Below are 26,649 nucleotides of genomic sequence, written 5' to 3'. Positions count from 1 at the left end.
CCCAGACGGGCCAGCTCGACGGCACGCTGACGAAACTCAGGCGGGTGTGGTGCAGGCACCAGAACATCCTCCCTGGTGACCGGCGGTCACCTCAGGTGAGGTGTCCGGACAACCGGGGGAAGCTCAGTCGGTGCGCTTCATCGCCTTCGACCTGGGTGAGCATGTCCCGTCGCCAACCACGTCCTGAGCCTTCGACCGCTCAAGCCTCCTCTGAGTGAACCGATAGCGACACGCCGACGAGTCCGCGTGCGGTAACCCACTGTGCTTCAGGGACGATGGTGCTCTTGCTCGGTTGGTCAGGGCGCACTCTAAGGTGCACTCTAGGTATCTACCTGACTACCGAACACCGCACGAGGCGATGCGTAAGGAGAGCTACGGGTGGCGAGGCTGACCCTGCCGCAGTTGGAGCGGCACTTGTTCGCGGCGGCGGACATCCTGCGTGGCAAGATGGACGCCGCTCAGTATCAAGAGTTCATATTCGGGATGCTGTTCCTGAAGCGCGCCTCGGACCAGTTTGATGCGGTACGCGAAGAGGTCGTCGCCCAGCAGGTCAAGCTCGGTAGCTCGCGGGCGGAGGCTGAGGCGATCGCCGAGATGCCGGACTACTACGAAAGCGGTCAATTTTTCGTGCCGGCAACCGCGAGGTGGTCCTACATTGCTGATCGGGCGCGCGCCGCAAGCCCAGGCAGCATGATCAATAAGGCGCTTGCCGACCTGGAAGAAGCCAACTCCCCGACGCTCGACGGCGTGTTGGATCACATCAACTTTATTCGGAAGGTTGGTAATACGCCGCTCAGTGACCTCACCATCCAAGCTCTGATAGACCACTTTGCGCGGCATCGACTGCGCAACGAGGATTTTGAGTTCCCAGACCTTCTCGGCCACGCCTACGAATATCTGATCGGCGAGTTTGCTGATGAGGGCGGTAAGAAAGGTGGCCAGTTCTACACGCCGCGTCCAGTCATTCGGATGATGGTCCGGCTCGTCGAACCGCAGGAGAGGCAGTCGGTATACGACCCCTGCTGCGGCTCGGGCGGCATGCTCATCCTCGCGAAGGAGTACGTCGAAGAGCATGGCCATGACGCGTCCACAGTGGCAGCATATGGCCAAGAGGACAACGGCGGCGCCTGGGCGATGGCCAAAATGAACATGGTCCTGCACGGCATCACCGACAGCAGCCTGGTCCACGGAGATACCCTCGCCGAGCCAGGGCACGAAATCGAGGGCGGCGAACTGCGCCGCTTTGACCGGATTCTGACCAACCCGCCGTTCGCTCAGAACTACCGGCGCAAGGGCATGACGCACCAGGAACGCATGAACTACGGCTGGTGTCCGGAATCCGGCAAGAAGGCTGATCTGATGTTCATTCAGCACGTGCTAGCCGTGCTGGAACCGGACGGTATCGCGGCGTCGGTCATGCCGCACGGCGTGCTCTTCCGGGGAGGTGAAGAGAAGAAGATCCGCCAGCAGATCATCGAAGACCACCGGCTCGAAGCGGTGATCGGTGTCGGCCCCAACGTCTTCTACGGCACCGGCATCCCCGCATGCATCCTCGTCCTGCGCGGCTCGGACGGCGTGTCCGAAGATCGGCGTGATGGCGTGCTGTTCATCAACGCCGACCGTGAGTACACCGCCGGGCGCGCGCAGAACCATCTTGAGCCGCAGCACGATGAGAAGATCGTGACGGCGTTCCGCGAGCGCCAGGACATCCCCGGATTCGCGCGGGTCGTGCCGCTGGACGAGCTTGCTAACAACGACTACAACCTGAACATCCGACGGTACGTCGACAACACTCCATCGCCCGAGCCACAGGACGTGCGCGCGCACCTGCATGGCGGCGTCCCGAAGGCTGAAGTGGCGGCCAAGAAGGATCGGTTCGCCGCATACGGTATCGAAGCTGCGGAGTTGTTCGCCGAGCGGGACGCCGATTACTACGACTTCATGACGGAGGGATATCACGCTACGGCAGCCCGCATCCCCGAGCTGGCGGAGCCCTGCGAGCGGGAACTCTCTGACGCGTACGACACCTGGTGGGGCAAGCACGAGTACCGGCTCGTCGAACTGCCCGATACCAAGCGGCTGATGACAACACGGGCCGAACTGCTGGTGTCCTTCATCGAAGACCTGCTGCCAGTCGGTATTTTGGACCGCTTTCAACTCGGGGGCGCAGTCGCGGCATGGTGGTTCGACGCGCAGTATGACCTCAAGAGTCTGATGCAGCAGGGCTTCCGCGGAGTTATCGATCGTTGGGTCGCCAACATCGAGTCTGCCTTCGATGAGCCCGAAGATGCCGATGCAAAGACGCTGGCGCGGATGCGTGCCGACCAACGTAAGGCACGCGGTCACCGGGTCGTGCCAGCATTGATCCCGTCATACGTGGCCGATCTGGAGGCGGTCGAGGCACTGGTTGCCGACCTGGACGTGCGGATCAAGGCAGGGACACCGAAGAAGACCGCCGACGACGATGACGAGGTCGAAGAACCGGAGGAGAACCTGAGCCTTGCCGAGCTGCGGAAGCTCAAAGCCGAGCTGAAGAACGCGAAGGCGAAGGTCAAGAAGCTGCGTGCTGCGTTCGTTGCGGAGCTCAAGCGTGCAGCCGTCGCGCTGCCCGATCATGATGCTCGGGACATGGTGCTCCGCTTTCTAAGAGACGACTTGCGTGCACGAATGGAGCGGTTCGTCGCTGTCGACCGCCGCGCCCTCACCGACGCCTACAAAACTTGGGGGGACAAATATGCAGTGACCGTCGCCGACATCGAAGCTCAGCGCGACGCTGCCGCTTCCCGCCTTGCAGCGTATCTCAAGGACCTCGGCTATGCGTGAGGAATGGCAGCGTATCGAACTTAGCGAGTTGGTCTATGAGGCATGCCTGGGCACAACGTCTCGCTCGGTGGACGGAAGTGGCAATCTAACGTTGCTTAAGATGGGGAGTCTGCGGGGCGGGAGCATCGATAACAGCCAAGTGGAGACTGTAATGGCTGGGACAGTAGAAAATCTTCATCGTCTCACACTTCGTCCAGGCGACCTGCTGATCAATACGCGCAACACGCCGGAACTGGTGGGCAAGGTCGGAGTATGGCACGAAGATGATGGCAGAACAGTACCTGACAATAATCTCCTAATTGTGCGGTTCAACCAAATGGTTGAACCAAGTTATATGGGTGCGCAGCTTACCTTTGGTGTTCCCGCGAAAAGAATTCGCGGCATCGCTACCGGAACGACAAGTGTTGCAGCCGTATACTGGCGTGACCTTGCCCGCATTGAGATCCCTGTGCCACCACTAGCCAAGCAGCGCCGGATCGCGGAGATCCTCGGTGAAATGGACGAGCAAATCAGTGTCAGCTTGCTCCGCAAGGCCAAGCAGGAAATGCTGATCGATGGACTTCGTTCCGCTCTGCTTGCGCCGAAATCAGGATGGGTTGACGTTCAAATTGGCGACGTTGGGCAAGTGGTAACGGGAGCTACCCCAACCTCCGACTATTTCTCAATTTCGAGGAATTCTCTGCCATTCATTACGCCCGCAGAGGTTAGCGTCAGCGGGGCAGTTGAAGACCCTGGGCGATCCGTTCATTCGAGCGCCCCGGGTGTTCGCATGCTGCCGGCCGGGACCACGCTAGTCGTGTGTATTGGATTTGGCACAGGTAAGGTTGGATTTGCAGCCTTTGAATGTTGTACGAACCAGCAGATCAATGCGATTGTTTCGCGACAAGGTGTAGATCCCCGATTCTTGTTCATGTCCGTAGCTGAACGAGCAGGTCAGATTCGCGCCAGGGCAAACCTCCAGGTTACACCAATCCTCAATAAGTCAGAATTTTCCAAGATATGGGTCTCAGTGCCTGATGTAGACACTCAGAGACAATTGGCAGATCGTTTTGATGCCGCCAAAGATGTGAGTCGTGCTATTGATGTCGAGATCGCGAAATTGCGTGATCTAAAGCAGGCCATGTTGGACGATTTGCTGACGGGGCGTGTGTCGACCAGGACCGGTGGGTAGGCGGCGGAGCCATGTCGAAGTCGGGCTATGAGTATGTGTTGGTCGAGTCGCCGCTAATTGGACAGCTCGAATCGATGGGGTGGCGGCATGTGCGCGGGAGCGCGCCCGATGCTGCGGTTCCAACCGATCCGAAGCAGTCCTTCCGTCTGTCGTTCGCCGAGCCAGTTCTGGAATCTGTACTTCGGCGGAAGCTCCGGCAACTCAACCTCGATCCGAACGACGAAGAATGGTTGGACGAGCGGCGCATCACGCAGGTCGTGGGCGAGCTGACTCGGCTCGGGACGACCTCACTGCTGGAGGCGAACACCGCCGCGACCGAACGGCTGCTCAAGGGCACTTCGGTGGAAGGGTTGGTCGGCTGGGATGGAGGGCGGAACCAGCAGATCCAGTTCATCGACTGGGAACGCCTGGAGCGCAACGAGTTCCTGGCCATCTCGCAGTTCCGGATGGACGTGCCGGGGACATCTGGCGTGAAGTATGCGGTTCCGGACATCGTGCTGTTCGTGAACGGTGTCCCGCTGGTAGTCATTGAGTGCAAGAAGCCGACTTACCATCAGGGTTCGCTCGCCGAAGCGATCAGGCAACTGCGTCGGTACGCGAACCAGCGTGGCGCGGTCACGCCCGAAGGCAACGAGAAGCTGTTTCACACCGTGCAGTTGACCGTGGCGACCTGCGGGGATCGAGCCCGCCTAGGCACGTACACCGCAAACGCCGAGCACTACTCCGTCTGGCGCGATCCCTACCCGACGACGAAGGCAGAGCTCGCCACCTCACATGGCAAGATGGAGAACGCCCTCACTGACCAGGAAGTGCTCGCCGCAGGTGTCTTGCATCCGGAGCGGTTGTTGGACATCGTCAAGAACTTCGTCGTTTTCATGGAAGTTGATGCCGACGATGGGGCCAGCCGACGGATCAAGATAGCACCGCGCTATCAGCAGTACCGTGCTGTCCTCCGAGCCGTGCAACGGCTGCGCACCGGCAAAACCAAAACTGAGGATGGCAAGCAGGACCAGCGCGGCGGAATCGTCTGGCACACCCAAGGTTCGGGCAAGTCCTTGACAATGGTGTTCCTGGTGCGCAAGATGCGATCCACTCGCGGCCTGAGCCAATTTAAGGTCGTCTTGGTCACTGACCGCAAGCAGCTACAGAAGCAGCTCTCTGACACTGCCGTGCTAACCGGCGAGAAACCGGACATCGTGACCCGGTCAAGGACCGTCCCGGCAGTGCTGTCCCGCAAAGGCGCAGGCTTGGTCTTCGTAATGATTCACAAGCAGGTAGACGCGAAGAAGGCGAAGCAGGTAGCGGCCGCGGACACCATCGCGCACGACCGGGCGCCGGGCTGGGGACAGCTCAACGACGACACGCCGATTCTGATCATGGTGGACGAAGCACACCGCTCACACGGCTCCAAGCTCCACCAAAACCTCATGGAGTCCCTACCGAACGCGGCCCGCATCGGATTCACCGGAACGCCCATCATCATGCGGAAAAAGAGCCGCACTACAGACATCTTCGGCCGCTTCATTGATGAATACCGGCTGGCCGATGCCGAGGAAGACGGTGCGATCGTTCCGATCATCTACGAGGGCCGGATCGCCAAGGCTGCCGTCACCGACGCCGACGACCTCGAAGACGCCATCGCCGAGCACTTTCCTGAGCTGTCGGATGAAGAGTACGAGGAGCTGCAGAAGCGATATGCCACGACCAGCGACGTCCTGAGCGCCGACAGCCTGATCCTGAAGAAGGCCCGGGACATGCTGAACCACTACGTCGGTAACGTCATGCCGAACGGGTTCAAGGCGCAGGTGGTGGCGTACTCGCGGAAGATCGCGGTTCGCTACCGAGATGCGATCCTGAAGGCAAGGGACGATCTGGTAGCCGAGGCCAGCGGCGTGCCAGTGTCTGTACTGGACAAGCCAGCCGAGCAACTGACTGGCAAGCAGGCGATCTTGGTCGCCGCGCACCGGCAGCTCGAACTCCTCAAGGCCATCGACTTCGTGCCTGTCATCTCCGAGGGCTCCAACGATGACGAGGACCTAGCCGCTTGGACCAACCTGAACTCGCAGAACGCTGCGGTCGATCTGTTCCGGAAGGCGTTGCCTGACGTGCCCGCGCCGGGTGAGCAGCCAGTCGCGTTCCTTATCGTGCGAACCATGCTGTTGACCGGGTTCGACGCACCGATCGAGCAGGTGATGTACCTGGATCGCCGTCTGAAGGAAGCCGACCTTCTCCAGGCCATAGCGCGAGTGAACCGCACCACAGAGGGTAAAGCGGCTGGCTTCGTCGTCGACTATGCCGGGATCTCCGGTCATCTCAAGGCCGCGATGGAAGCCTACGCGGCCGAGGACGCCGAAGGCGCTCCCACTGACTTCGCTGCCGAGATCGCCAAACTGGAGCCGCGCCGCGCCCGGTTGAGGCTGTTGTTTACCGAGCGTGGCGTAACCCCCGCCGACTCTCGGGATACGATCGAAGCGTGCGTGCAGCTATTGGAAGACGACGAGCTGCGCGCCAGGTTCGACGGCGCACTCCGGAAATTCCTGTCTACAGTTGACCTGGTGATGCCCCGACCAGAGGCGAAGCCATTCTTGCCGGACGCCCGCCTGTACGCTGTCATCAGCAAGTGGGCGCGCAGCCGCTACCAAGATTCCACAGATTTTGACCCATCCCTATATGGTGACAAGGTCCGCGAGCTCATTGACCGGCACATCACTGCGCTCGGCGTGCGGCAGGTAATACCGCCTAGCAAGATCACTGCTGAGGACTTCACTGCGAAGGTCACCGCATTGCCGGGCGCGAAGGCTCAGGCTTCAACGATGGAACATGCCATCCGCCACCACATCGAGGTGCACTTCAACGAGGACCCGGCCGCATACCGCAGGCTGCGTGAGCGTTTGGAGGAAATCCTTCGCGACTATGCCGAGCAGTGGGAGCAACAGGTTTTCCACTTCCAGCAAATCGTCAACGAGGCGATCGCCGTACACCAAGGCGATTCGGAGTTCGTAGATGAGGCACTAGTCAGGCTCAGTCCGCTTGAGCGCGCTCTATACCGCATAATAACCGAGACGGTTCTTACCGACGGCGTCATTGTCGATCAGCAACATGAACGTTATCTCTCGGCCGTCGTAGAGCTCGAATCCATAGCCCACCATCATGCGCGTAAGAAGGACTTTTGGTCGATCCCGGTTGCTCAAAATGACCTTCGAAATGCCTTTTTTCGCGCGCTCGTCGACCGACGGATCACCGCCCCAGAGGACGCAAGACACCTCGCAGACAGTCTGTTCGACATCGTGAGCCACCACCGCCATGCACTCCGGTAGCCCGTCAGACCCGCACGCCGGGGAAGTCGCCTTGGAACGAGTCGTACCGGGAAGTACGCGGGTTGGCGGCCTTGACATCGACGTAGTCGTCAACCCCGATCGTCGCGGTGTGCGGCTAACGGTAGAACGGGACGCACGTATCACGGCTACCATTCCTGCTGGGCTCGCTATTTCGGAACTAGCCGCAGCAGTCAAGGCGCGGCGCCGCTGGATTTACGACAAATTGGATCAACGTGCATACGAGGTCGCAACTCGGCCGGTCAAAGAGTTCGTCACCGGCGAGGATTTCCAGTATCTGGGCCGCAACTATCGAATGAAGCTCGTTGACGCTGCCCCTGTACCCGTGGGTCTCATTCGTGGCCGGCTACAGTTGCGCCGCGATCACCTAAACCGCGCAGAAGGACATCTAATCGACTGGTATCGGGCGCGTGGTCAGGTCTGGCTGCCGAAGCGCGCTGCACCCTGGGCAAACCGTATGCGGGCGCCACTCGAAGAGCTTACCGTGCGCAAGCTCGGATACCGATGGGGATCGTGCGGCCGGGGCGGTGTAGTCAACATTCACTGGGCAACAATGCAGTTACGCGCCTCACTTGTCGATTATGTGCTCGTGCATGAGCTTGCTCATCTGCACCATCCCGACCACTCGGGGGAATTCTGGCGAACTGTTGGGCGAGCCATGCCAGACTTCGCGCGCCGCCGTGATCAGTTGCATCGTGAGGGCGCCAGGCTATGGCTCCCAGAGTTGACCAAGTGATCTTCGGTTGCAGTAACTAGGCAAGGAATTCGCGGGCGCGGGTATCCAGTTCAGCCGCCGCGCGCATGCCGCGGACGCGGAAGGGCATGAGGTGGTTGCGCATCTTGGTGATGGCTTTGCGCGTCCGGGTGGACCCGACGCCGCCCATGTGGTCCAGCGCCCGGTGCCAGGTGGTGCATGCCTGCTCGATGCTGCCGCGTTTGAGATGCATCTCGGCGCCGTCGACAAGGTCGAGCGCGGCGATACGGGCGTAGGTGTCGGTGGGGCGGGCTCGCGCCGCGCGAGCATAGTGATCGGCGGCAGCGTGATGGTTGCCGACGGTTTCGTAGACCTTCGCGGTGCGCGAGTACAGCGACGCGGCGGGCGGTCCCCAGGTCAGCGCCCAGAACGGCATGTCGTCGCCAGGGGCTTCCGTCAGGAGGTGGCGGGCTCTGTCCGTTTCGGACAAGGCTGTGTGGTGGTTCCCGGTCTTGGCGAGTGTGTGGGCGTACACGATCCGGAAGAGTGCCTCGGTGCGGCTGTCCACTTTCCCGACGGCGCGGTTCAGGCCGGTCTCGGCGAGAGCCAGGCAGTATTCCGGGCGGTGCAGTTTCAGCCCCTGCATGGCCATCGTGCGCATCACGAACCCGTCGTGGCCGGTGATCCCGGATTCAGCGGCCATCGCGTAGGACTGCAAATAGTATCGCTGCGCCAAGCCTTGCTGCCCCGCGTCGTAGCATTTCCAGCCCAGAAGGTGCACGCCGCGGCTGGCCGCCGACAGCATCTGCTGGTGAACCTCCTCGGTACGGAACCGCCCCCGGCACAGCGGTGCGACGTCGTCGCGTAGGTAGGTGACCAAGGCGCTACGTCCGTGCTGTCCGCCGTGGCGTTCGTCCATTTCAGACAGGACGCTGATCATGTCGCGCACCGCGGCAACCTCGGCCATCCCGGCGATACGGCCACCGCTGGCGGCGGCGCGGGTTCGTGCGGCGAGCTCGCGTACGTGAGCCAGGGGCAGCGCGGCCGCGGCGACTGAGTAGGCCGAGGATGTCAGGAATCGACGCCGGTCCATGTCGAGGTTCCACATCGGTAAGAGGACCTCCAATGGGTCGGTCCCGAGGGTCAGCCCGATGCTCTCATCAACTCCATGATCGTGGCCGTCCTCGGCCAGCCCGAGGTCGGCAAGCGTCAGCAGGCGGCCAAGGTGGCGGGACAGCGCCACGCAGAGAAACCGGCCGTTGGCCTCACTGGGCTTGATACCTGCGATCCAGTGCGTGACGGCAGATTTGTTGGTCCGCACCGTAACACCGCACTCGGCGGCGACCCGGCGCACCTCGGTAGCGAGCGCTGCGTGGGTCAGGCCGGACTCGGACACGAGTTCACGCAGCCTCTGGTTCGGTGTTCGCCTGCTCATGTGCACCTGCCTGGTTTAAACCGCTTAAACCACTTGCGCCGCCGTCACCCGTATCGCCACAGAGGGTATCGCGAGTTGACTGTTCACCAGGCCCGCGCAGTCGGTCAGGACGCCACGAGTGCTCGGTGCCGGATTAGGACTGTGCACTCGGATCGGCATGACTGCGCGGGCTCCGCGATGCCATCAATCGTCGTAGCTCGCCGCTGCCGACGGGGCCCATCGACGAAGGGAGATCGCCGTGATCGGGCCACCACGTCACCAGGCACCCGAGCACAGCGAGTGTGCTGAAGGAGGCTCTGCAATAGCCGCGACCCTGGCCCCGAGAAGATCACTGTCCGGCTTCGTCACCGGATTCGTCCGGGACGCGACCCGCCGCCAGGACCACCGCAGAGAGCTGATTGGCCGGTTGGAGACCGCCCGACTGGTACCGGCAGTGTTCGTGCCCGGCATCGAGCACCAGGCCGCCGCCGCGATCGTGCGGACCGGCCTGCCGACCATCGAGCACCGGCGCCGGACCTTGCACCGGCGTATCGACGAGCACCTGTTCCTCGACGTCGACGCCCGCACCGGGGTACGGGTGCTGGCCTGCTGGGACGAGCGCGCGCACCGGGTCCGGATGCACGTCGCTGAGGTCGGCGGCAGCCAATTGTGGGAGCGGATCGTCGTGCACTTCACCGAGTGGGAGATCACCGGTCGTCCGGTGCCCGCCACGGACGGGTCGGTGTCGTGACCGCCGTGATCATCGATCCTCCGGCCGCGCAGTCCGGCACCGCGCCTACGTCGCTGCCCCGCGCGTCGGCGGTGGTGCGCGCGTTCGGCACCACCCCGCCGGGCGGCTACCGGCATCCTGTGCTGGCGGTGGCGGTGGACCTGGCCGCCGAGCATCGGCTGCGTGCGCCAGCCCACCGGATCGTCGGCGACCCGCACGCCGATGATCCCGTGCTGGCCGCGGCCGCCCGGACGGTGCGTGCCCGCGACGCCGCGTGCGCAGTGCTGATCGACCGCATCGACCGCTGGGCCGCCACCGCGCTGCCCGAGGGCCGTGCCGGGGTCCTGCACACCGAGTCGCTCGGGCAGCTGGTCGGGCGGCTGGTGACGGTGTGGATGCGCGGCCAGTTGCTGGCCGAGGTCCGCACCGCCGCGAGCGATCCCTGGGTACGCCTGGCCGCGCGCCAGCTCGGCGAACTGGCCCGTGCCTACGACGACCTGGTCACCGACCTGCTGCTCGGGCGCCGTCACCTGCCGGTCTTCCAGACCCCGGCGGGCCCGGCAGGGATGGCGTGAGCCGATGGAGACCAAGGGGGACATTCGCGCGGTGGAGGGCCTGCTGGTCGCGGCCGACAGCCCGGCCGGCCGCGCCGCTGCGGCGATCAACGACCTCACCATGCATCTGCCGACCCCGGCCGAGCCAGGTGTCTGTCCGACCTGCGTGGGCCGGTTCTGGCCGTGCCGCTACTTCGACGACGCGGCCTACCGCGTGCATACCGCCCGGCTGCGGGTCGGGGACGTTGTCCCGCTGGGCCTGCATCCACGCCTGTGGCCCCCGGCCACGCCGCCCGGCCCGTCTCCCGGTGAGGAACACGATCATGGATGAAGTCCTAACCTCGACGTTGCAGGACGCGGTGCTCGGGCGTCTCGACGACCTGGACACCATCGCCAGCGACGGCGACGAGCGGTCCAAGGCCGCGCTGGCCGACTCGGAGATCATCCGGCTGACCGGGGCGTGGCGTGAGCTGCTGGCCGAACACAGACCCGATGAGCGCGGCCGCTGCCGTGCCTGCGCGTCGACACCGCCACGCCGCCGTCTGCGCTGCACGGTGTGGGCCGCCGCCTACCGCCACCTCATCGGCGATCCCGCCGAACGCCGCGGCACCGCATCGGCGGGGCGGCACTGCCTGCGCAAGCCCCGTCCAGCGACGACCTGACCTCACCGGCGCGTGCGCCCGCATTCCCGCAACGACAACTGGAAGAGTGACCGAGTGAACACACTACGAGACAACGACACCACTGCCGACCAGGACGCATCCGCGCTGCGCGCGGCGCTGGTCGAGAAGATGGTCGCCGAGGGCGACCTGCGCACCGACGCGGTGATCGCGGCGTTCGCGACGGTGCCGCGCGAGGCGTTCGCACCGGACGCGCCGCTGTCGCAGGTCTACACCCGCGAGGACGTCGTCATCACCAAGCGGGACGAGAACGGGTCGGCGACCAGTTCGGTGTCCGCGCCGTGGATTCAGGCGCAGATGCTGGAACAGGCCGATATCCGCCCCGGTATGCGGGTGCTGGAGATCGGGTCCGGCGGCTACCAGGCCGCGCTCATCGCGGAACTGGTCGGTCCCGACGGCGAGGTGGCCACCGTCGACATCGATCCCTTCGTCGTCGATCGGGCACGCCACTTCCTGGACGCCACCGGCTACGAGCGGGTGCAGGTGCTGCGGGTGGATGCCGAGGGCGGGGTGCCCGAGCACGCGCCGTTCGACCGGATCATCGTCACCGCCGGGGCGTGGGACATCCCGCCCGCATGGATCGAGCAGTTGGCCACCAACGGTGTGCTGGTCGTTCCGCTTCGGCTGCGCGGTCTGTCGCGGTCGTTCGCCTTCTCGCTGGAGGAGGGGAAGCTGGTCAGCCGCAGCTACCGGCTGTGCGGGTTCGTCCCGATGCAGGGTGCCGGGGCGAACGACGAGCATCTCGTGCTCCTCAATGGCGAGGACGTCGGGTTGCGCATCGACGGCGATCCGGTCCTGGACGTCGGGGGCCTGCGGGCGGCGCTGAACGCTCCGCGGGTGGTCCTGCCCTCTGGCGTGGAGGTGGGCGGGTTCGAGCCGTTCGACGACCTGGATCTGTTCCTGGCCAGCGCGTTCGACGATTTCGGCTTGCTGGTGGCCAAGCCCGCGGTGATCGAGTCCGGGCTGGTGGAGAAGTCCACGCGCATGGGCGCCAAGACCGCTCTCGCGGGCGACAGTTTCGCCTACCGCGCCCCGAGGGCGACCTCGGAGGACCGCACGTCCTTCGAGCTGGTCGTGTTCGGCCACGGACGCGAGGCCGAGAGCCTCGGCGAGGAGTACGTCGAGCTGATCCGGGTGTGGGACCGCGTGCACCGGCACGGTCCGGGCGCGCAGGTCACGGTGTTCCCGGCAGGTACCTCGGATGCCGAGATCGGCGAGGGCCGCCTGATCGAGAAGAAGCACACGCGTGTCCTGATCTCCTGGCCGTCCCCGTCCTGACCGGGGCCGGGCAGGTAGTCCCATCCGCGCGATTCACCAACCCTGCAAAGGAGTTTTCGGCATGACGTTGCAGCACACCACCGCCCCGACGGCGGGACCGGACACCGAATTCGACCTCGACCTGTCCATCGTCTCGTCCGGGCTGGTGGTCGCGGATTTGATGCGCAGCACCGACGACGGCTGCGGTTCAACCTGCCAGAGCGCCTGCTCCAACAGCACCTGCTGACACGCGGTGCGCTGACCGGTGACGGCCTGGCGGCGGGGTGCCCGACACACCTCGCTTCCAGGCCGTCGTTGCTGCGAAGGGGGTTGTTTGAGGTTGTTCACCGTCATCGACTCGGCCATGCTCCGGCTCGCCATCCGACCATCCACTGTGGACGTTAATGGTTGGCCGGACCTGCCCGGCGGAACCGTGCCGCAGTGGCGTGACTGGCTGGCCCGTACATGGGCGGACGAGGCGTTCGCGCACGCGGTCGCCGCCGCCAGCCCGAACCTCGCGCGACGGGTGATCACGGTGTGCGCTGGGCGTGAGCAGCGTGCCCGTCAGGTACGCGGCGCGGTCGTCTCCCTGCTGCGCTACTGGCTACGGGCATCGAGCCGCGCCACTCCATTCGGCCTGTTCGCCGGAGTGGCGCCCGCCGCCTTCGGTTCGGCGACCAGCGTGCGGATCGGCGAGGATCACCGCGCCACCGGCCGAGTCGAGGCCGCGTGGCTGTCCGGGATGGTCACCGAACTGGAGCTCTGCCCGGGGCTAGCTGAGCGGTTGCCGGTCGTGGTGAACAACGCCGCGACGGTGCGCGATGGCCGCCTGGTTGTCGGCCTGCGCCAGGACCCGGTCCCCATCGTGGCCCGGATTGACCCGGCCGAGGTCTCGATCCGCTACACCGCCGCCATCGAGCTGATCGTCCGCGCGGCGCGGACCCCGATCCGCCTGGCCGATCTCGCCGACCGGCTCACCACCGCGTTCCCGGGCGCCGCCGCGCCGGTGATCACGGCGATGCTGCGCCAGCTGGTCGAGCAACGGGTCCTGATCAGCGCCCTGCGCCCGCCGATGACGGTCACCGACCCACTCGCGCACGTCCTGGCCACCCTCGCCGACACCGGCGCCGAGGACGTCCCGGCCGCGACCGGGCTCCTGGCCCCACTGCGCGAGCGCACCGGCGACAAGAAGACGGGACCGGTCGATCTGCGCATGGATGCCGACCTCGTGCTGCCCCGCGCGGTGGCCAGCGAGGTCGCGCGGGCCGCGGGTGTGCTGGCGCGGCTGACGCCGCACCCGTTCGGCAAGCCAGTCTGGCTGGACTATCACGCCCGGTTTCTGGAGCGCTACGGCATCGGCGCCGCCGTGCCGCTGCTGGAGCTGGTGAACCCAGACCTCGGCCTCGGATTCCCCGCCGGATACCGGGATTCCCTCCTGGAACAGCCCGCACCGCGACTGTCCAAACGCGACACCACGTTGCTGCGGCTGGCCCACACCACCGCCCTGAACCGCCAAGTCGAAGTCGTTCTCAACGACGTAGCGATCACCGAACTGGAGGCGGAAAACGTTGCGCGAGCGCAGTTCCCGCCGCACATCGAACTCGCGGTGCGAGTCCACGCCTCCAGCCGGGCGGCGCTCGACAGCGGCGACTTCTCACTGGTCGTGTCCGGTGCGTTTCGCGCTGCCGGGACCACCACCGGCCGATTCCTCGACCTGCTCGACGCCGCCGAGCAGGACCGCGCGGTGAATGCGTTCGCCGGGCTGCCCACCGTCAACGAGGGGGCGTTGCGGGTACAGGTGTCCTGCCCGCCACTCTACACCGAAACCGAGAACGTCGCTCGTAGCCCCCAGGTCCTGCCCGACGTGCTCTCGATCAGCGAGCACCGCCCGGGCACCGACGCCGTGCTGGTGCCGGAGGATCTGCTGGTCATCGGTGACGCGCACCGGCTCTACCTGTGGTCCCGCTCGAAGGCGCGGCCGGTCGAGCCGGAGGTGTTGAGCGCGGTGGAGTTCACCAACTTCGCGCACCCGCTGCTGCGGTTCGTCTGCGAATTGACCACCGCGCGCACCGCGACGTGCCGAATGTTCTCGTGGGGTGCTGCTGGGGACCTGCCGTTCCTGCCCCGGCTGACCTACCGCCGCGCCGTGCTCTCACTCGCCCGCTGGGTGCTCCCCGCCTCCGAGCTGCCCGGCAAGGGCACGCCGTGGACGGAGTGGACGGCTGCCGTGGCTGGGTGGCGGGAGCGGATGATGGTGCCCGCCGCGGTGTACCTCGGCGGCAACGACCAGCGCATACGCCTGAACCTGGACGAGCCCGCACACCTGCACTTGCTGCGCGCCGAGCTCGACCGGCACGGGCGCGCCACCGTGCACGAAGCCCCTGCCGTCGACGCGTTCGACTGGCTCGATGGGTACGCCCACGAGATCGTTGTCCCGCTCGCGTCTACCCATGCCCGGACGTGGCCGCCGATCCCGGCACGCACCGCCCCGATCACCGCGACCACCGCCGAGGACGGGCATCTCCCCGGGGCCGGGGAGTGGTTGTTCTGCAAGCTCTACGGCCATCCCGACCGGCACACCGCCCTGCTCGCCACCCACCTGCGGGATCTACTGTGGACACTCGACGGCCCGGTGCAGTGGTGGTTCCTGCCCTACCGCGACCCCGACAATCACCTACGGCTACGCATCCGGCTCACCAACCCCACGAGCTTCGGCGAGGTCGCGGCCCGCGTCGGCGCGTGGGCCGCGGAGCTGCGGCGGCTCGGGCTGATCGCGACGATGCAGCTGGACACCTACCACCCGGAAACCGGCCGCTTCGGGCACGGCCCGGCGATGACCGCCGCCGAAGCGGTGTTCGCCGCCGACTCCGCCGCCGCGCTCGCGCAACGCGCACACCTGACCGCCCCCGGCGCCGCCGACGTCCGGGCACTAACCGCGGCCAGCCTGCTCGACCTCGCCGCCGCGTTCACCGGCGGCCACAAGACCGGTGCCGCCTGGCTGATCGAGAACATCACCACAGACCCGATTCCCGCCCCGGACCGCGCCGTCTACGACCAGGCGCTGCACCTGGCCGAGCCGCGCCACAACGCAGCCGCAGTGCGGAAACTGCCCGGAGGCGAAGAGATTACGCAGGCTTGGGACCGGCGGCGAACCGCGCTGTCCGCGTATCGGGTCACGCTCCACGCCGCTGGAGCGCCCGCGCCGGACGGCGTGCTGGCGTCGCTGCTGCACCTGCACTGCATCCGCACCTCCGGGATCGCGCCGGAGAACGAGCGAATCAGCCACCGCCTCGCCCGCGCCGCCGCCCTGAGTCAGACCACCCACCCGAAGGGCCGCTCATGACCTACCCCGACCCGTCGCTGCTGGACCTGGCCGACGACATCGCCGCGGGTCTCACCGACCCCGCCACCGCCATCGCTATCCACAGAAGCATCCACAATCCACATTCGCAGTCGCTGGCCGGGGGCGCCGCCGGAGTCGCCCTCCTGCATACCGAACGCGCCTTCAACCGGCCCGGCCAGTGGCCTACCGCGCACACCTGGCTGTCGACCGCCGCGACCGGAGACCTCTACGGCGGCACCGACGCGTGCCTGTTCTTCGGCGTCCCCGCGCTCGCGTTCGTCACCCGCGCAGCGGCCAACGGCACCGGCGGCTACCAGCGCGCCCTGCCACAACTCGACGCCGCGACCGGAGACCTGACCCGCGTCCGGTTGGCCGCGGCCAACGCACGCATCGACCAGGGCGAGCGCCCGGCGCTGTCGGAGTTCGACCTGATCCGTGGCCTCACCGGGCTCGGCGTCTACCACCTGCGGCACGCACCCGAATCCCCGGTGACCGCCGCGGTGCTGGCCTATCTCGTCCGGCTCACCGAACCCCTGCCCGGTGATACCGAGCTGCCGGGCTGGTGGACCGACCACGGTCCTACCGGCCAGCCCCCGACCGACTATCCCGGCGGGCACGGCAACTTCGGCATGGCGCACGGCATCACCGGACCGCTCGCCCTCCTGGCCCTCGCGCTGCGGCGCGGCATCACCGTTGACGGGCACGTCCAGGCGATCGCCCGCATCTGCACGTGGCTGGACACCTGGCAACAACACCATCCCAGCGGCCCGTGGTGGCCCCGCACGATCACCGTGGACGAAGCCCGCGCCAGGTCGTGCAATCAGCCCGAACCGTTGCAGCCCTCGTGGTGCTATGGCACCCCCGGCATCGCCCGCGCCCAGCAACTCGCCGCCCTCGCCACCGGCGACACCACCCGCCAACACATCGCCGAAACTGCGCTGCTCGGCTGCCTGACCGACCCCACCCAGCTGATTCGGATCATCGACCCCAGCCTCTGCCACGGCGCCGCCGGGCTCCTGCACACCACTTGGCGCGCCGCCGGCGACGCCGCCACCGACATGCTCGCCGCGCATCTGCCCGCTCTCACCATGCTTCTGCGGGATCACCTGCGGACCGCGCCGCGCGCCGTCGAGTTGCTCGAGGGCAGTACCGGCGCCGCGCTCGCCCTGCACACCGCGGCCACCGGCACCGCCCCGCGATCGAGCTGGGATGCCTGCCTGTTACTCGCCTGACACCGCACCGGAGGCACGATGAGCACCGCCACCGGCCAGTCGCCTCAGCCGGAAACGGCGTGGCAGCAGGTCACCATCGAGTTCACCGACTACACCAAGGCCGAGCAGATCGCCGCCGAGCGGCTCCGACCGCTCCTGAATGCCGTCGCGGAGCTGTGGTGGTTCATCCGCAAAGCACCGAACTGGCGAGTGCGCTACCTCCCGATACAATCCGGCACCGAAGCAATTCGTGACACTCTGGCTCACATGTTGGGCGGCCTCCGCGAGGAGCGCAACATCACCAACTGGGTCGAGACGATCTACGAACCTGAAATCCACGCCTTCGGTGGCACCGCTGCCATGGCGGTCGCGCATCAGCTGTTCCATTGCGACAGCCAGCACATCCTTGGCAACTCCCGCACCTGTGACCGGCGGCGCGAGCTGACCATCCTGTTGTGCAGCGCGCTAATGCGCGGGGCCGGACAGGACTGGTACGAGCAAGGCGACATCTGGGCACGCCTTGCCGAGAACCGGCCTCTTCCACCGGACATCAACACAGACCAGCTTCGGACGCCGCGGTCCGGTCTCCGGCGGTTGATGTCCGTCGATGCTGACCCGACGAGTCCGCTTGTCAAACCGGGCGGTCAGATGGCCGACAGTGCAACATGGTTGGCCGCATTCCATCGCGCCGGCGCCGAACTCGGTGTTCTTTCCCGAGCCGGGGCACTTCACCGCGGACTACGCGCAGTGCTCACCCATCAGGCGATCTTCCACTGGAACCGGATTGGCCTGTCCTACACCACGCAGAGCGTCCTGGCTCACGCCGCGAAGGCTACTGTCTTCGACGACTATCCCTCGGGGGAGCGGCCGAATTTCCTCGGGATTGTCCCTCCGCAGGACACTGAGGCAGCTGAACCCGCGGACGTCTAATCTGCAGGTTCTGGGTTTGAGCCCCAGGCGGCCCACTACGCAATAGCGGCATCTACCTGGGGCGGCGGTGCCGGGCGGGGCGATGACCGACGAGATCGGCGTTATCACCGGTGATGTCACCATCCGCACCAGCGACCGCAGCGACGGCACTGCGGAATGGTACACCGTGACCGGCAGCCCGATCTCCATCCCCGACGGCGGGCTCGACGCGCTCCACACCCAGGTCACCGATGCGGTCCGCGAGGGCGAGCAGCCGGTCGCCTACGCAGCAGTCGACGATACCTACGTGCCTATGAAGTCATAATCGCTACTGTAAGTCTGCTCAGTGTGAAAGAGTCCCACATGCGCAGTTTGGCGACCGTGCCTCTGAATGAGTCGAGAATCCCCCATGCGCCCTTTGCGGCAGATGTGAAGCGCGGCTATGGAGCACGTGTGGAACGGCCTACCGCATTAGGAGGCGACATTCTCGGCCGGTACTTCGGCGTGGGTGCGGAGAGCGACCGGAATGGCGACAAGCGCGGCGAGCAGGGCCGCGCAACCACCGACGGCGTACGCGGTGGCGCTGGCACCCTCGGCGAAGGGAGTTGCGATGGCGATGCCGCAGAGGACCGCCGCGTTGGCGCCGGCGAGGAACGTGCCGAACGCCCGAGTGGCTTCCAAGGGGCCCGCCATGCGGTAGATGGCGGCACGGAGCGTGGCGTTGAAGATCGCGTTGGCGACGCCGCCAAGGACGAATGTGCTCAGCAGGACCGCCGCGGTTGGGGCCAGGCCGCAGGCCAGGTAGACGGCGCCGATCAAGGAACCGGACAAGGCGAGGCGGACGACCGGGGACACCGAAGACACGCGGCTGACGAGCGAGCTGCCCAGTAGGATGCCGATGGCCCACGCGGCGGTGGCGAACCCGAGAACGGCCACGGCGGAGTCAGGCATGTGCTGGCGCACCAGGAAGACGAAGGCCACGTCCGTGCCCGCGGTGGTGCCAATGACGACGAACACGAGTCCTACCGTGAGGATCGCTGTGCCGGTCAGCCTACCTCGTTCGGGCTTCGTATCCGGCTCGGCGTCGTCGGCCACGGATACCGCACGCACCGCGACGCCGTAGGCCGCCACCGCGAGGAACGTTGCCGCATCAATCAACAGCGCGCCGCGCACGCCCGCGACGGCGAACAAGCCGACGCCCGCGAGTGGGCCCAAGACCATGGCCAACGAGGAAGCCGATTGTCCGAGCCCGTAGGCCGACTCTGCGACTTCTGTGGCGGCCAGCATGGGCAGTGCCGCGTTCAACATGGTCACGCTGAACGTGTTCACCACCGCCAGCAGCGCCACGAGCCCCACAGTGGCCGTGGAGGGCAGGTCGAACGACAGGAGGACCGCGATGGCTGCCTGTGCGGTCGACGCTGCCGCCACAACCGGGCCGGGTCTGCGTCCGATGAGCAGCTTGCCGACGTACCTCCCCAGTAGGACTCCTGGCAGCAGGGCCGCTACTTGCAGGCCAGCCACGAAGAGCGCCCCGGAAGAGGACAAGTGAAAGGTGAGCGCGAAGACGGCGACCTCGTCGCCGCCGTAGGAGATGAGGAGGACGGTGAACAGGAAGGTGGCGCGCAGCCCGAAAGCTCTAAACACCGTCCAGGTCCTGGACATCGATCGCGCGCCACGAACGCAGCCGGTAAAGCACGGCGTGGACGATATCAGTGAACTCGTCGTCCGCACGTTCACGCGCGAGCTCGGCCGGGGTGACTGCTTCCCCGGTGTTGACCCGATCGAGGACGGCGGGCAGGGCAGGGTGGTCGGGTAATCGGGCGAGGTGACCGTTCGCCGAAACCAGCAGCTTGCCGCGCGAGCGTTCGTAAGCGATGGGGAAGCGGTGCAATGACACGGCCTGGTTTCCGTCGACGGGGGAAGCGTCCAGTGGGGTGGGGACGTGGCCGAAGCCACGGGCGGTGAGCTTGCGCAGCCAAGTGGCTAGGAGCCGATCGGCAACGGCGGTTTGGTCGACTCGAGCCATGGTGCTGTCGAGCAGGCCGGACACAACCTCGGGCAGTGCCGCTCCGTTCGTGCGTACGATTTCCTCGTGTGGTGGGCGCGGGGTGGCAGCCAGCTGTGCCGTCACATCGTCGATGATCGTGTTGACCGGGTCGCCGTCGAAGAACAGAGCGATGTTGAAGGTGGCGGACGAAGCCTCCGCAGACGTGCCGACGTGCCAGTACTGGGAGGGGAAGTAGCCCATTTCGGTGGTGCTCGCCGACAGGGCCTGGCCGGTGTCGCGGACCGCGAACCAGTCGCTGCGGTGCAAGGGCAGCCATTCGCCGTCCTCGGGCGGCCAGACGACGAGGTCCTTCGGTCCCGCGACGCCGAACATGAAGTTGGCGGCGTTGTCGCAGTGGATACCGACGTGGGTACCCGCGTAGCGGCCGAGAAAGATGTCGGTGTCAGCGTAGCCGGATGGGAAGCCTCCAAGCGCGGTCCACAGGTCCTCGGTGAACACCGCGGCCCGCTCCCACATCTCGAAGCTGGTGCGGTGCAACCGGCTCAGGCCCATACTCCACTCGGCACCGCCGGTCTCGTCGTCCATTCGGGACAGGAATCCGGCGACGGACCCGTCCTCGGGCCGGGGTAGGTAGCGAGCGCGGTCGCGGTGCAGGCGTTCGCCGTCGACCGAGAGCTGTAACAGCGGCCCGTCGCCGCGGTCTCCCGCCGCCGCGGCTTGCACGACGACCTGGAAGAACCAGTCACCGGTGAGGTCGAGGTCGACGGGTGGCGGGCCGACGATACCCGCCTCACGTTCCCAATAGCGGTCTAGGAACGCACGCCAGTACCCGACTTTGCTGCCACCGGTGGTCAATACCGTGGTCATGCGCTCACCTGCCTGCCCGTCCTGGTCTTGTTGCCGAGTGCTATGGGACCGATCCGCTGGTTCACTTGGAGGAGTTCGACGCGGACCATGTCGGCCACCAGCTCCGGGTCGGCTGCTTCCAGTTCGTCGGAGGTGTGTTCCAGCCACAGCAGGAACGCGTGCACGTTGAGCACGACCTCCCGCCCGGTCACGAAGCTGGTCATTCGCGCACGACCGGTCGTGAGGTCGACATCTTCCTTCCAGCCCGGGGGCACCTGCATGCGCAGACCGGTCCCCGCAGTTAAGGGAACGGCGTGTTTTCGAGCATCAGCGAGGAAGCCGAATGTCCAAAGCGTGCAAAGCACGTCCACAACGGTGTCGTTCGAGTTCTCGAACTGCCATCCCGCGTCCAGTTGGGACACGAGTCGTACCCATCGCTGCGGCAGTCGGAGGATGCTGTCGGCTCCTGCGGCATAGAGCCCCACACCACCATCTGCCGACACCCGCCAAGTCACTCCCTCAGCCAGCCGCAGTGAGGCACCGGGAAGAGGGGCGAACGCCGCCGGGTGCGCGGCCGGACGTCCGGGTGGAACCCCGGTGCGGTGAACGCAACGCAGGAACGCGTACTCCTCGGACTCGCCGACGAGACCCCGGTGATGCAACGGCGCCGAGCGGCCCGTATCAGGCAAGGCGTCGGCCTCGGCGGCGAGCCGCGCGGCCTCGGCGCCGGCCAAACCTGCGCCCGTGAGGTAGTCCACGCTCAGCGCAAGGTCTTCGTGCGGGCCGGGGTGGAGCACGGTCACCCCGTACTGCTCCGGGTGCATGCCGACAGGGGAAAGCAAGTCGAGGATGAATGGCCCGTTCACGCTCGTCGAGTACGGCAAGGCGAACTGCTCTGTCGAGCGGCGCAGCACCCGTTCCACGAATTCGGCGGTGCGGCGGGCCTCTTCCTCCGTTTCGCCGGGAAAACCGGTGATACAGAACAGGTGCACGGGAACACCCGCACCCAGCAGCGCCTCGATGTTCGCCTCGACGTGCTCGACCTTTGTGCCTTTGCGCATCCGGTCGAGCACTCGTTGGTTGTAGGATTCGAGGCCCAGGTCCAGCCGACGGCAGCCGGACGCGTGCAGCTGTGCGGCAAGCTTGTTGTCCAGCCCTGCGGAGAAGCGGGTCTCGCCGTACCAATGCAAGCCGGCGTCCCGGCGCACCAGCTCGGCGCTGACTTCGCGCAGTGTCCGCTGGGTCATGATCTCGTCGACGAACATGAACGACGTCGTACCGTGCCGTCGCGCCAAGTGCTGCATCTCCTCGGCGACGGCGGCGGCGTCCCGGTGGCGGTAGCGGTTGCTGGCGAAGGGAATGGAGCAGAACGCGCAGTCCCAGGCGCAGCTGCGGGAGGCGAGCACGGGCAAGACCGGGCCGGGAGCGAGGTAGGAGCCGAGGTCGTAGTCATCGAAGTCGGGGGCGGGCAGGGTGGCGAGGGAGACGTCGCGGGCTGGGGCGAAGCTCAGTTGTCCGTCAGGGGCCAGGGTGCTTCGGCCGGGGACGGGATGAGTACTGCCTTCGAAGAGGCTTTCGCACAGTGCGACGATCGCGTCCTCGCCCTCGTACAGCACGAAATCGTCGACGAGGTCGAAGAACGGGTGCCGGGTGCGCCACCGGCCCGCCACCCGGGTGATGTAGTTGCCGCCCATCACAATCCGCAGGTCCGGCCGGTGCTCGCGAACCAAAGCGGCCACAGTCATCGCCGGGATCAGCTGAGTGTCGGCGGACACCGAGATGCCGACCAAGCCCAGACTCGGGTCGGCCAACCGCGGTGGGAGCAGTTCCTCGAACGCCCACCGGTAGGGATTGCGATCGGGATCGCCGCTCGCAGCCAGCACCGACGCGCTGGATCGCTCACTGTAGTACTGGCGATTGGACCGCAAGTCGCAGCGGAAGCCCTCGAATGCAGCGGAATGGCACACCAGAGCGTTGCCGATGGTGCGGGTCGCGGCGGCGAAGGCAGCGTGGTCGTGCAGGCTCGCGGTGTCGTGGATCGTGACCCAGGCGTCCTCGATCCCATCGTGCACCGAGGGCAGGAGTAGCCGAGCCTCGTCCACTGCCACAGGGTCGAGGCCCAGGTCGCCGACGCGGTCGTAACGGTCGGCGAGACCGGCCACCGTCTTCGCTGACAGCATCCATCGCAAATGAGTGGCGCTCAGGTCGAAGGCGGTGACCGGCCACCCGCGGTCGCGCAGCACGGCGGTCAACAGCGGCACCGCTAGGTGCGGCGCGTAGACGTTCCACAACGGGGGATTCACCAGCAGCGTGCGTGGACGACGTGCCACGGAAACCTCCGTATGCCTGGAGAAAAAGGGATCATCGGACCCAGCGGGGCGGGCAGCCACGCCGGGCGCCCGTCAGCTCAGGACTCGTCCTCCAACGCGGACATGTCCTTGGGCTCAGGGAACAACGCGTACTTGGAGGTCCGGACCTGGGGGTCCAGGGTGGATACTTCCGGTCGCTCGTTGTCCTCGGCTGCGATCGCCTTGAGCTTTTCGATGTCGATTCGGTTGCGCATCAGTTCGTCACCTCCTCTCCGGCCGGAAGCACTCCGGCGGCATTGCTCGTGTGGACTAGGCCCTTCTGCTCCAGGTCTTCGAGACAGTCCTTAGTGGAGGCGAGGACGTCGTCGCGATCGGGCATGATCTCAGCGATCGCCGCGGAAATCTCCTCGAGGCTGCGGTCTTCGCAGAGTTCGAGCACGAGCCACGAGTACGAGTTGAGCCAGTGGAGCGCGGGCTTGTCCGGGGTGTAGGCCATGACCGCGTGCCACGGCTCGAACGGACGTAGGCGCAATCGCGCGTTCTGCACATACATCGTCTGATGAAGCGATTCGACGGACACGGTCACACTCCCATCATGGTCTGCGGGGCACCGAACGGGAGGTCGACGATCCGGTCCGGCAGCCGTGTCAGGTCGGTGCCGTTGTTCATGTGAGTGCAGTACGGGTCCGGCGCGTCCCAAGCACCCCCGAAGGCGTAGGAGGTGGATCGGCAGCCGCCGGAGCGGTTGCGGTCGTTGGCCGCGCATTCCGGGCAGGCGTCGGCTGCGCTGGCAGCGCGGACCTTCTTGTAGGCCGGGTTGCGCCAAGTATCCATAAAGGACACTTCGCGGATGTTGCCATAGTTGGCGAAGTCGCGCAGGTATGGGCAACCGATGCTGTTGCCGTATGCGTCGACGGCGGCCATCTGCCAGCAGCAGTTGGGGTCATTGGGGTGCCAGGACTGCATGAGCTGCACGCCCGTCGGCACGGAGATCGCTTCGAGCGCGGACATCTGACGGGGCAGCGGCACGGACAGCTTCGTCCAGTTCTTGCGTGCCAGTCCGAGCGGGTAGAGGCGCAGCACACCGAGCTTCTCGGCGCCGGTCGCGGCCGTCAGGTCGGCCAGCATCTGCAGCTGGTCAACGTTGTAGCTGGTCAGGATGGTGGTGATGAAGGTCGAGATCCCGGCCTCGACCAGGTGCCGAACTCCTGCAACGGCGCGATCAAAGGCGCCGGGCAAGCCGACGAGGGTGTCGTGCGTGGCGGCGTCGCCGCCCTCGATATCCACGCATACGACGCCGACACTGGCCGCCTTGAGAGCACGGGCTACTTCGGCGGTCACCAATGTGCCATTGGTGCGAATCATCGTGAATGCGTTGGGGGTGGCGTACTCGACCATGTCGAGGAAGTCCTCGCGTAGAAGGGGCTCGCCGCCCTCGAAGAACACGCTGATGACATTCTGGTCGAACATCTCCTGCATGGAACGCGTGATCTCGTCGAAGGTCAGCTCGACCCCGGTTGGATCACACACGTCGTACGCCATTTCGCTATTGAGGTTGGTGCGCTTCGTGGGTTGCACCCAAAAACTGAACGGCGCAGGCATTTGAATGACCAAAAGAACCCCCTCATTTGTGGATCTCGCGTTCTTTGCTCTGACAAGCGAGCTCAAGTTCTAGCGAGTCCCCCAACGTGCCCTCCGCGATCAAAGCTACTTGCTAGGCTGGCAGCTGGCAAGCATCTTGCCGAGCCGGTGAGAAACGAACTGCGCCCGCGGGCCGAGGGGAGAATGGTGTTACTGAACGTGATGTTGTCCGGCAGTCAACAGGCTCGTGCGCTGGAGTCCGAAGATGGGCCCGCGTTGCAGGATCTGCTGGAAAGGTGTGATGACTACTCCCGCCTGAGTTTCGGAATTCCCACGGGTTCAGCGGATGCGCAGAGTCAATTCCTGGAGGGGCTACAGTACGTTCCTGCGGAGCGCAAGCACCTGTTGGGGTGCTACTCGGGCGACCGATTGGTCGCGGCCGTGGACCTGCTAGAGGACTACCCGGAACACGGGACGGCCGTGCTGGGCATGGTGGTGGTGGAACCCGAGCGGCGCGGTCAGGGGCTGGGCACCGACATTCTGCTCGGCCTGAGCTCGGAGCTGGCCGGGCGGGGCATCAGGCGGCTGCGAGTCGACTGCCACGTCGCCGAGAACACCGAGGCGGTGCGCTGGCTGGAACGGCTGGGTTTCGAAGAGCTGTCTCGCGCCCAGATCACCGTCGCCGCAGGGCAGACCCGCAGCAGGGTGCTGTGGATGGCCGAACTTCCCCTGCGCACCAAGGAGGGCACGGGCTCGTGACCGCCAGATCCGACTACAGCCGCGCCGGGACACCGGCGGCGGCCCCCGTCCCGCCGCTAGACCGTCTGCTCTACTTGCCCGGAGTCACAGCCACGGTCGAGCCTTACTACTTCGACTCACCGCTGTTCGACGACTACGAGCGCGATGTCGAGCGCCGGACCGGCGAGACCGAATGGGACTTCGCCGGCCTCGCCCTGGCGATCGGTGACGGCGCTCGCGTGCTGGAGGTCGGCTGCGGGATGGGGCGTGCCCTGGTCCATTTGGCTGCCACCACCAAAGCGGCCAGCCTGGTCGGGATCGACACCTCGGAACCTGCGCTGCGACGCGCTCGCGCTCGTGCCGACGCGGCCGGGGTTGATCGAGTGGAATTCGTGGTGGGCGACTTCCTCGCCTATAACCCGGGTATCACGTTCGACGCGGTGCTCCTCGCCGACTGCACTCTGAACGGCTTCACCGAAGAGGATGCAGTGGTAGCCCTGCTCGCACAAGTCCGGTCCCTGCTTTCCCCGGAAGGCCGCGTCGCGGTGAGCATTTTCGACGACGGCGCCCCGTTGACGATGGCCCATCTGGACGGTCGCGTGGTCGTGGATTCGTTCACTGATCGCGACGATGTCAACCATCTCATCATCTGGTCGATGCGTTTCGACTCCACCACCGCACTCTTGCACCGCACAGCCGCAGTGCCGAAAGCGGGGGCGACACCAGGCGAGCCGGTCCCTTGCGTCGTGTCGGACATGAACGACCGTATCTGGACGCCGTCGACCCTTTCCCCGCTGTTCGCAGCAGCAGGCCTGTCAGTCGTCGGCAAAGAACCAGCCATTCTCGACTCTGGTGCAGCCGACGGTGCCCCCATGACAACTCTCCTCCTCGCAGTGGCGTAGGCAGGCGTCGCGGTCCTTGTGCGTGCCGAGTGATCTCGGTGGCCGTGCTCTCCGGCGCAGGAGGAGAGCGCGGTGGTCGGTGTCAGGGCATGAATCGGATGATCAGACCGTTCGTGTCGGTTTCTTCGGCGTGGAGGTGCGTGG

At 65.9% G+C, this 26,649-nt stretch carries 23 protein-coding genes; 16 read left to right on the top strand and 7 right to left on the bottom strand.

The genetic code is table 11. The features are described 5' to 3' along the window. The first annotated feature begins 378 nt into the window (after positions 1 to 378). From ABD987_RS41170 to ABD987_RS41155, 4 genes are read left to right on the top strand one after another with little or no spacing between them, the layout of a single operon-like run. Complete coding sequence (locus ABD987_RS41170; RefSeq protein ID WP_345407781.1) at positions 379 to 2,823, top strand: type I restriction-modification system subunit M; 2,445 nt, start codon at positions 379 to 381, stop codon at positions 2,821 to 2,823. Continuing rightward, a complete protein-coding gene (locus ABD987_RS41165) occupies positions 2,816 to 3,994 on the top strand; it encodes a restriction endonuclease subunit S (RefSeq protein WP_345407779.1) in 1,179 nt (392 codons plus the stop codon). Before ABD987_RS41170 ends, ABD987_RS41165 begins: the two co-directional genes overlap by 8 nt. An 11-nt stretch (positions 3,995 to 4,005) precedes the next feature. Next, positions 4,006 to 7,311, top strand: a complete 3,306-nt coding sequence (locus ABD987_RS41160) for a type I restriction endonuclease subunit R (RefSeq protein ID WP_345407777.1) — start codon at positions 4,006 to 4,008, stop codon at positions 7,309 to 7,311. Between the two features lie 31 nt (positions 7,312 to 7,342). Further along, positions 7,343 to 8,065 (top strand): M48 family metallopeptidase, encoded by a 723-nt coding sequence (locus ABD987_RS41155; RefSeq protein ID WP_345407775.1) that lies wholly within the window; start codon positions 7,343 to 7,345, stop codon positions 8,063 to 8,065. A 16-nt stretch (positions 8,066 to 8,081) separates the two neighbouring features. Here the strand turns inward: ABD987_RS41155 and ABD987_RS41150 are convergent, their stop codons facing one another. After that, complete coding sequence (locus tag ABD987_RS41150) at positions 8,082 to 9,458, bottom strand: NsdA family TPR-like regulatory protein (RefSeq protein WP_345407773.1); 1,377 nt, start codon at positions 9,456 to 9,458, stop codon at positions 8,082 to 8,084. A gap of 439 nt (positions 9,459 to 9,897) precedes the next feature. On the opposite strand from ABD987_RS41150, the gene ABD987_RS41145 reads away from it, so the two are divergent. The 10 genes from ABD987_RS41145 to ABD987_RS41100 all read left to right on the top strand — a co-directional run bounded on the left by ABD987_RS41145 (position 9,898) and on the right by ABD987_RS41100 (position 18,446). After that, complete coding sequence (locus tag ABD987_RS41145; RefSeq protein ID WP_345407771.1) at positions 9,898 to 10,188, top strand: hypothetical protein; 291 nt, start codon at positions 9,898 to 9,900, stop codon at positions 10,186 to 10,188. Further along, entirely contained in the window at positions 10,185 to 10,742 is a 558-nt protein-coding gene (locus tag ABD987_RS41140) for a DUF4254 domain-containing protein (RefSeq protein WP_345407769.1), read from the top strand. The genes ABD987_RS41145 and ABD987_RS41140 overlap by 4 nt, the downstream gene beginning before the upstream one ends. Positions 10,743 to 10,746: 4 nt before the next feature. Then, positions 10,747 to 11,052 carry a hypothetical protein gene (locus ABD987_RS41135; RefSeq protein ID WP_345407767.1) on the top strand — a complete coding sequence of 102 codons (306 nt, stop codon included), beginning with the start codon at positions 10,747 to 10,749 and terminating at the stop codon, positions 11,050 to 11,052. Next, positions 11,045 to 11,383, top strand: a complete 339-nt coding sequence (locus ABD987_RS41130) for a hypothetical protein (RefSeq protein ID WP_345407765.1) — start codon at positions 11,045 to 11,047, stop codon at positions 11,381 to 11,383. Before ABD987_RS41135 ends, ABD987_RS41130 begins: the two co-directional genes overlap by 8 nt. Positions 11,384 to 11,437: 54 nt before the next feature. Further along, the gene (gene fxlM, locus ABD987_RS41125; RefSeq protein ID WP_345407763.1) at positions 11,438 to 12,679 is read left to right on the top strand and encodes a methyltransferase, FxLD system; all 1,242 of its coding nucleotides are present in this window, start codon (positions 11,438 to 11,440) and stop codon (positions 12,677 to 12,679) included. Between the two features lie 61 nt (positions 12,680 to 12,740). After that, on the top strand, positions 12,741 to 12,905 hold the full coding sequence (locus ABD987_RS41120; RefSeq protein WP_345407761.1) for an FxLD family lanthipeptide: 165 nt from the start codon (positions 12,741 to 12,743) through the stop codon (positions 12,903 to 12,905). Between the two features lie 87 nt (positions 12,906 to 12,992). Then, a complete protein-coding gene (locus ABD987_RS41115; RefSeq protein ID WP_345407759.1) occupies positions 12,993 to 16,001 on the top strand; it encodes a lantibiotic dehydratase in 3,009 nt (1,002 codons plus the stop codon). Continuing rightward, entirely contained in the window at positions 15,998 to 17,233 is a 1,236-nt protein-coding gene (locus tag ABD987_RS41110; protein WP_345407757.1) for a lanthionine synthetase C family protein, read from the top strand. The genes ABD987_RS41115 and ABD987_RS41110 overlap by 4 nt, the downstream gene beginning before the upstream one ends. An 18-nt stretch (positions 17,234 to 17,251) precedes the next feature. Then, positions 17,252 to 18,142 (top strand): thiopeptide-type bacteriocin biosynthesis protein, encoded by an 891-nt coding sequence (locus tag ABD987_RS41105; RefSeq protein WP_345407755.1) that lies wholly within the window; start codon positions 17,252 to 17,254, stop codon positions 18,140 to 18,142. 82 nt (positions 18,143 to 18,224) lie between these two features. After that, positions 18,225 to 18,446: a hypothetical protein gene (locus tag ABD987_RS41100; RefSeq protein ID WP_345407753.1), complete on the top strand. Its 222-nt coding sequence runs from the start codon at positions 18,225 to 18,227 to the stop codon at positions 18,444 to 18,446. Positions 18,447 to 18,592: 146 nt separating this feature from the next. Here the strand turns inward: ABD987_RS41100 and ABD987_RS41095 are convergent, their stop codons facing one another. The 6 genes from ABD987_RS41095 to ABD987_RS41070 all read right to left on the bottom strand — a co-directional run bounded on the left by ABD987_RS41095 (position 18,593) and on the right by ABD987_RS41070 (position 24,886). Continuing rightward, positions 18,593 to 19,783 (bottom strand): MFS transporter, encoded by a 1,191-nt coding sequence (locus ABD987_RS41095; RefSeq protein ID WP_345407751.1) that lies wholly within the window; start codon positions 19,781 to 19,783, stop codon positions 18,593 to 18,595. Then, complete coding sequence (locus tag ABD987_RS41090; RefSeq protein WP_345407749.1) at positions 19,758 to 20,996, bottom strand: hypothetical protein; 1,239 nt, start codon at positions 20,994 to 20,996, stop codon at positions 19,758 to 19,760. Before ABD987_RS41090 ends, ABD987_RS41095 begins: the two co-directional genes overlap by 26 nt. Next, entirely contained in the window at positions 20,993 to 23,305 is a 2,313-nt protein-coding gene (locus tag ABD987_RS41085; RefSeq protein WP_345407747.1) for a B12-binding domain-containing radical SAM protein, read from the bottom strand. The genes ABD987_RS41090 and ABD987_RS41085 overlap by 4 nt, the downstream gene beginning before the upstream one ends. Before the next feature lie 77 nt (positions 23,306 to 23,382). After that, positions 23,383 to 23,538 carry a hypothetical protein gene (locus ABD987_RS41080; RefSeq protein WP_160148852.1) on the bottom strand — a complete coding sequence of 52 codons (156 nt, stop codon included), beginning with the start codon at positions 23,536 to 23,538 and terminating at the stop codon, positions 23,383 to 23,385. Next, positions 23,538 to 23,870, bottom strand: a complete 333-nt coding sequence (locus ABD987_RS41075) for a PqqD family protein (protein WP_345407742.1) — start codon at positions 23,868 to 23,870, stop codon at positions 23,538 to 23,540. Before ABD987_RS41075 ends, ABD987_RS41080 begins: the two co-directional genes overlap by 1 nt. Next, entirely contained in the window at positions 23,867 to 24,886 is a 1,020-nt protein-coding gene (locus ABD987_RS41070; RefSeq protein WP_345407740.1) for a radical SAM protein, read from the bottom strand. Before ABD987_RS41070 ends, ABD987_RS41075 begins: the two co-directional genes overlap by 4 nt. Before the next feature lie 183 nt (positions 24,887 to 25,069). On the opposite strand from ABD987_RS41070, the gene ABD987_RS41065 reads away from it, so the two are divergent. After that, entirely contained in the window at positions 25,070 to 25,624 is a 555-nt protein-coding gene (locus ABD987_RS41065; RefSeq protein WP_345407799.1) for a GNAT family N-acetyltransferase, read from the top strand. Next, positions 25,621 to 26,505: an SAM-dependent methyltransferase gene (locus ABD987_RS41060; RefSeq protein WP_345407738.1), complete on the top strand. Its 885-nt coding sequence runs from the start codon at positions 25,621 to 25,623 to the stop codon at positions 26,503 to 26,505. Before ABD987_RS41065 ends, ABD987_RS41060 begins: the two co-directional genes overlap by 4 nt. Positions 26,506 to 26,649: the final 144 nt, after the last annotated feature.

The sequence above is a fragment of the Amycolatopsis samaneae genome, from assembly GCF_039541975.1.
Taxonomy (GTDB): Bacteria; Actinomycetota; Actinomycetes; order Mycobacteriales; family Pseudonocardiaceae; genus Amycolatopsis; species Amycolatopsis samaneae.
This window is presented reverse-complemented; position numbering and strand designations above follow the sequence as displayed.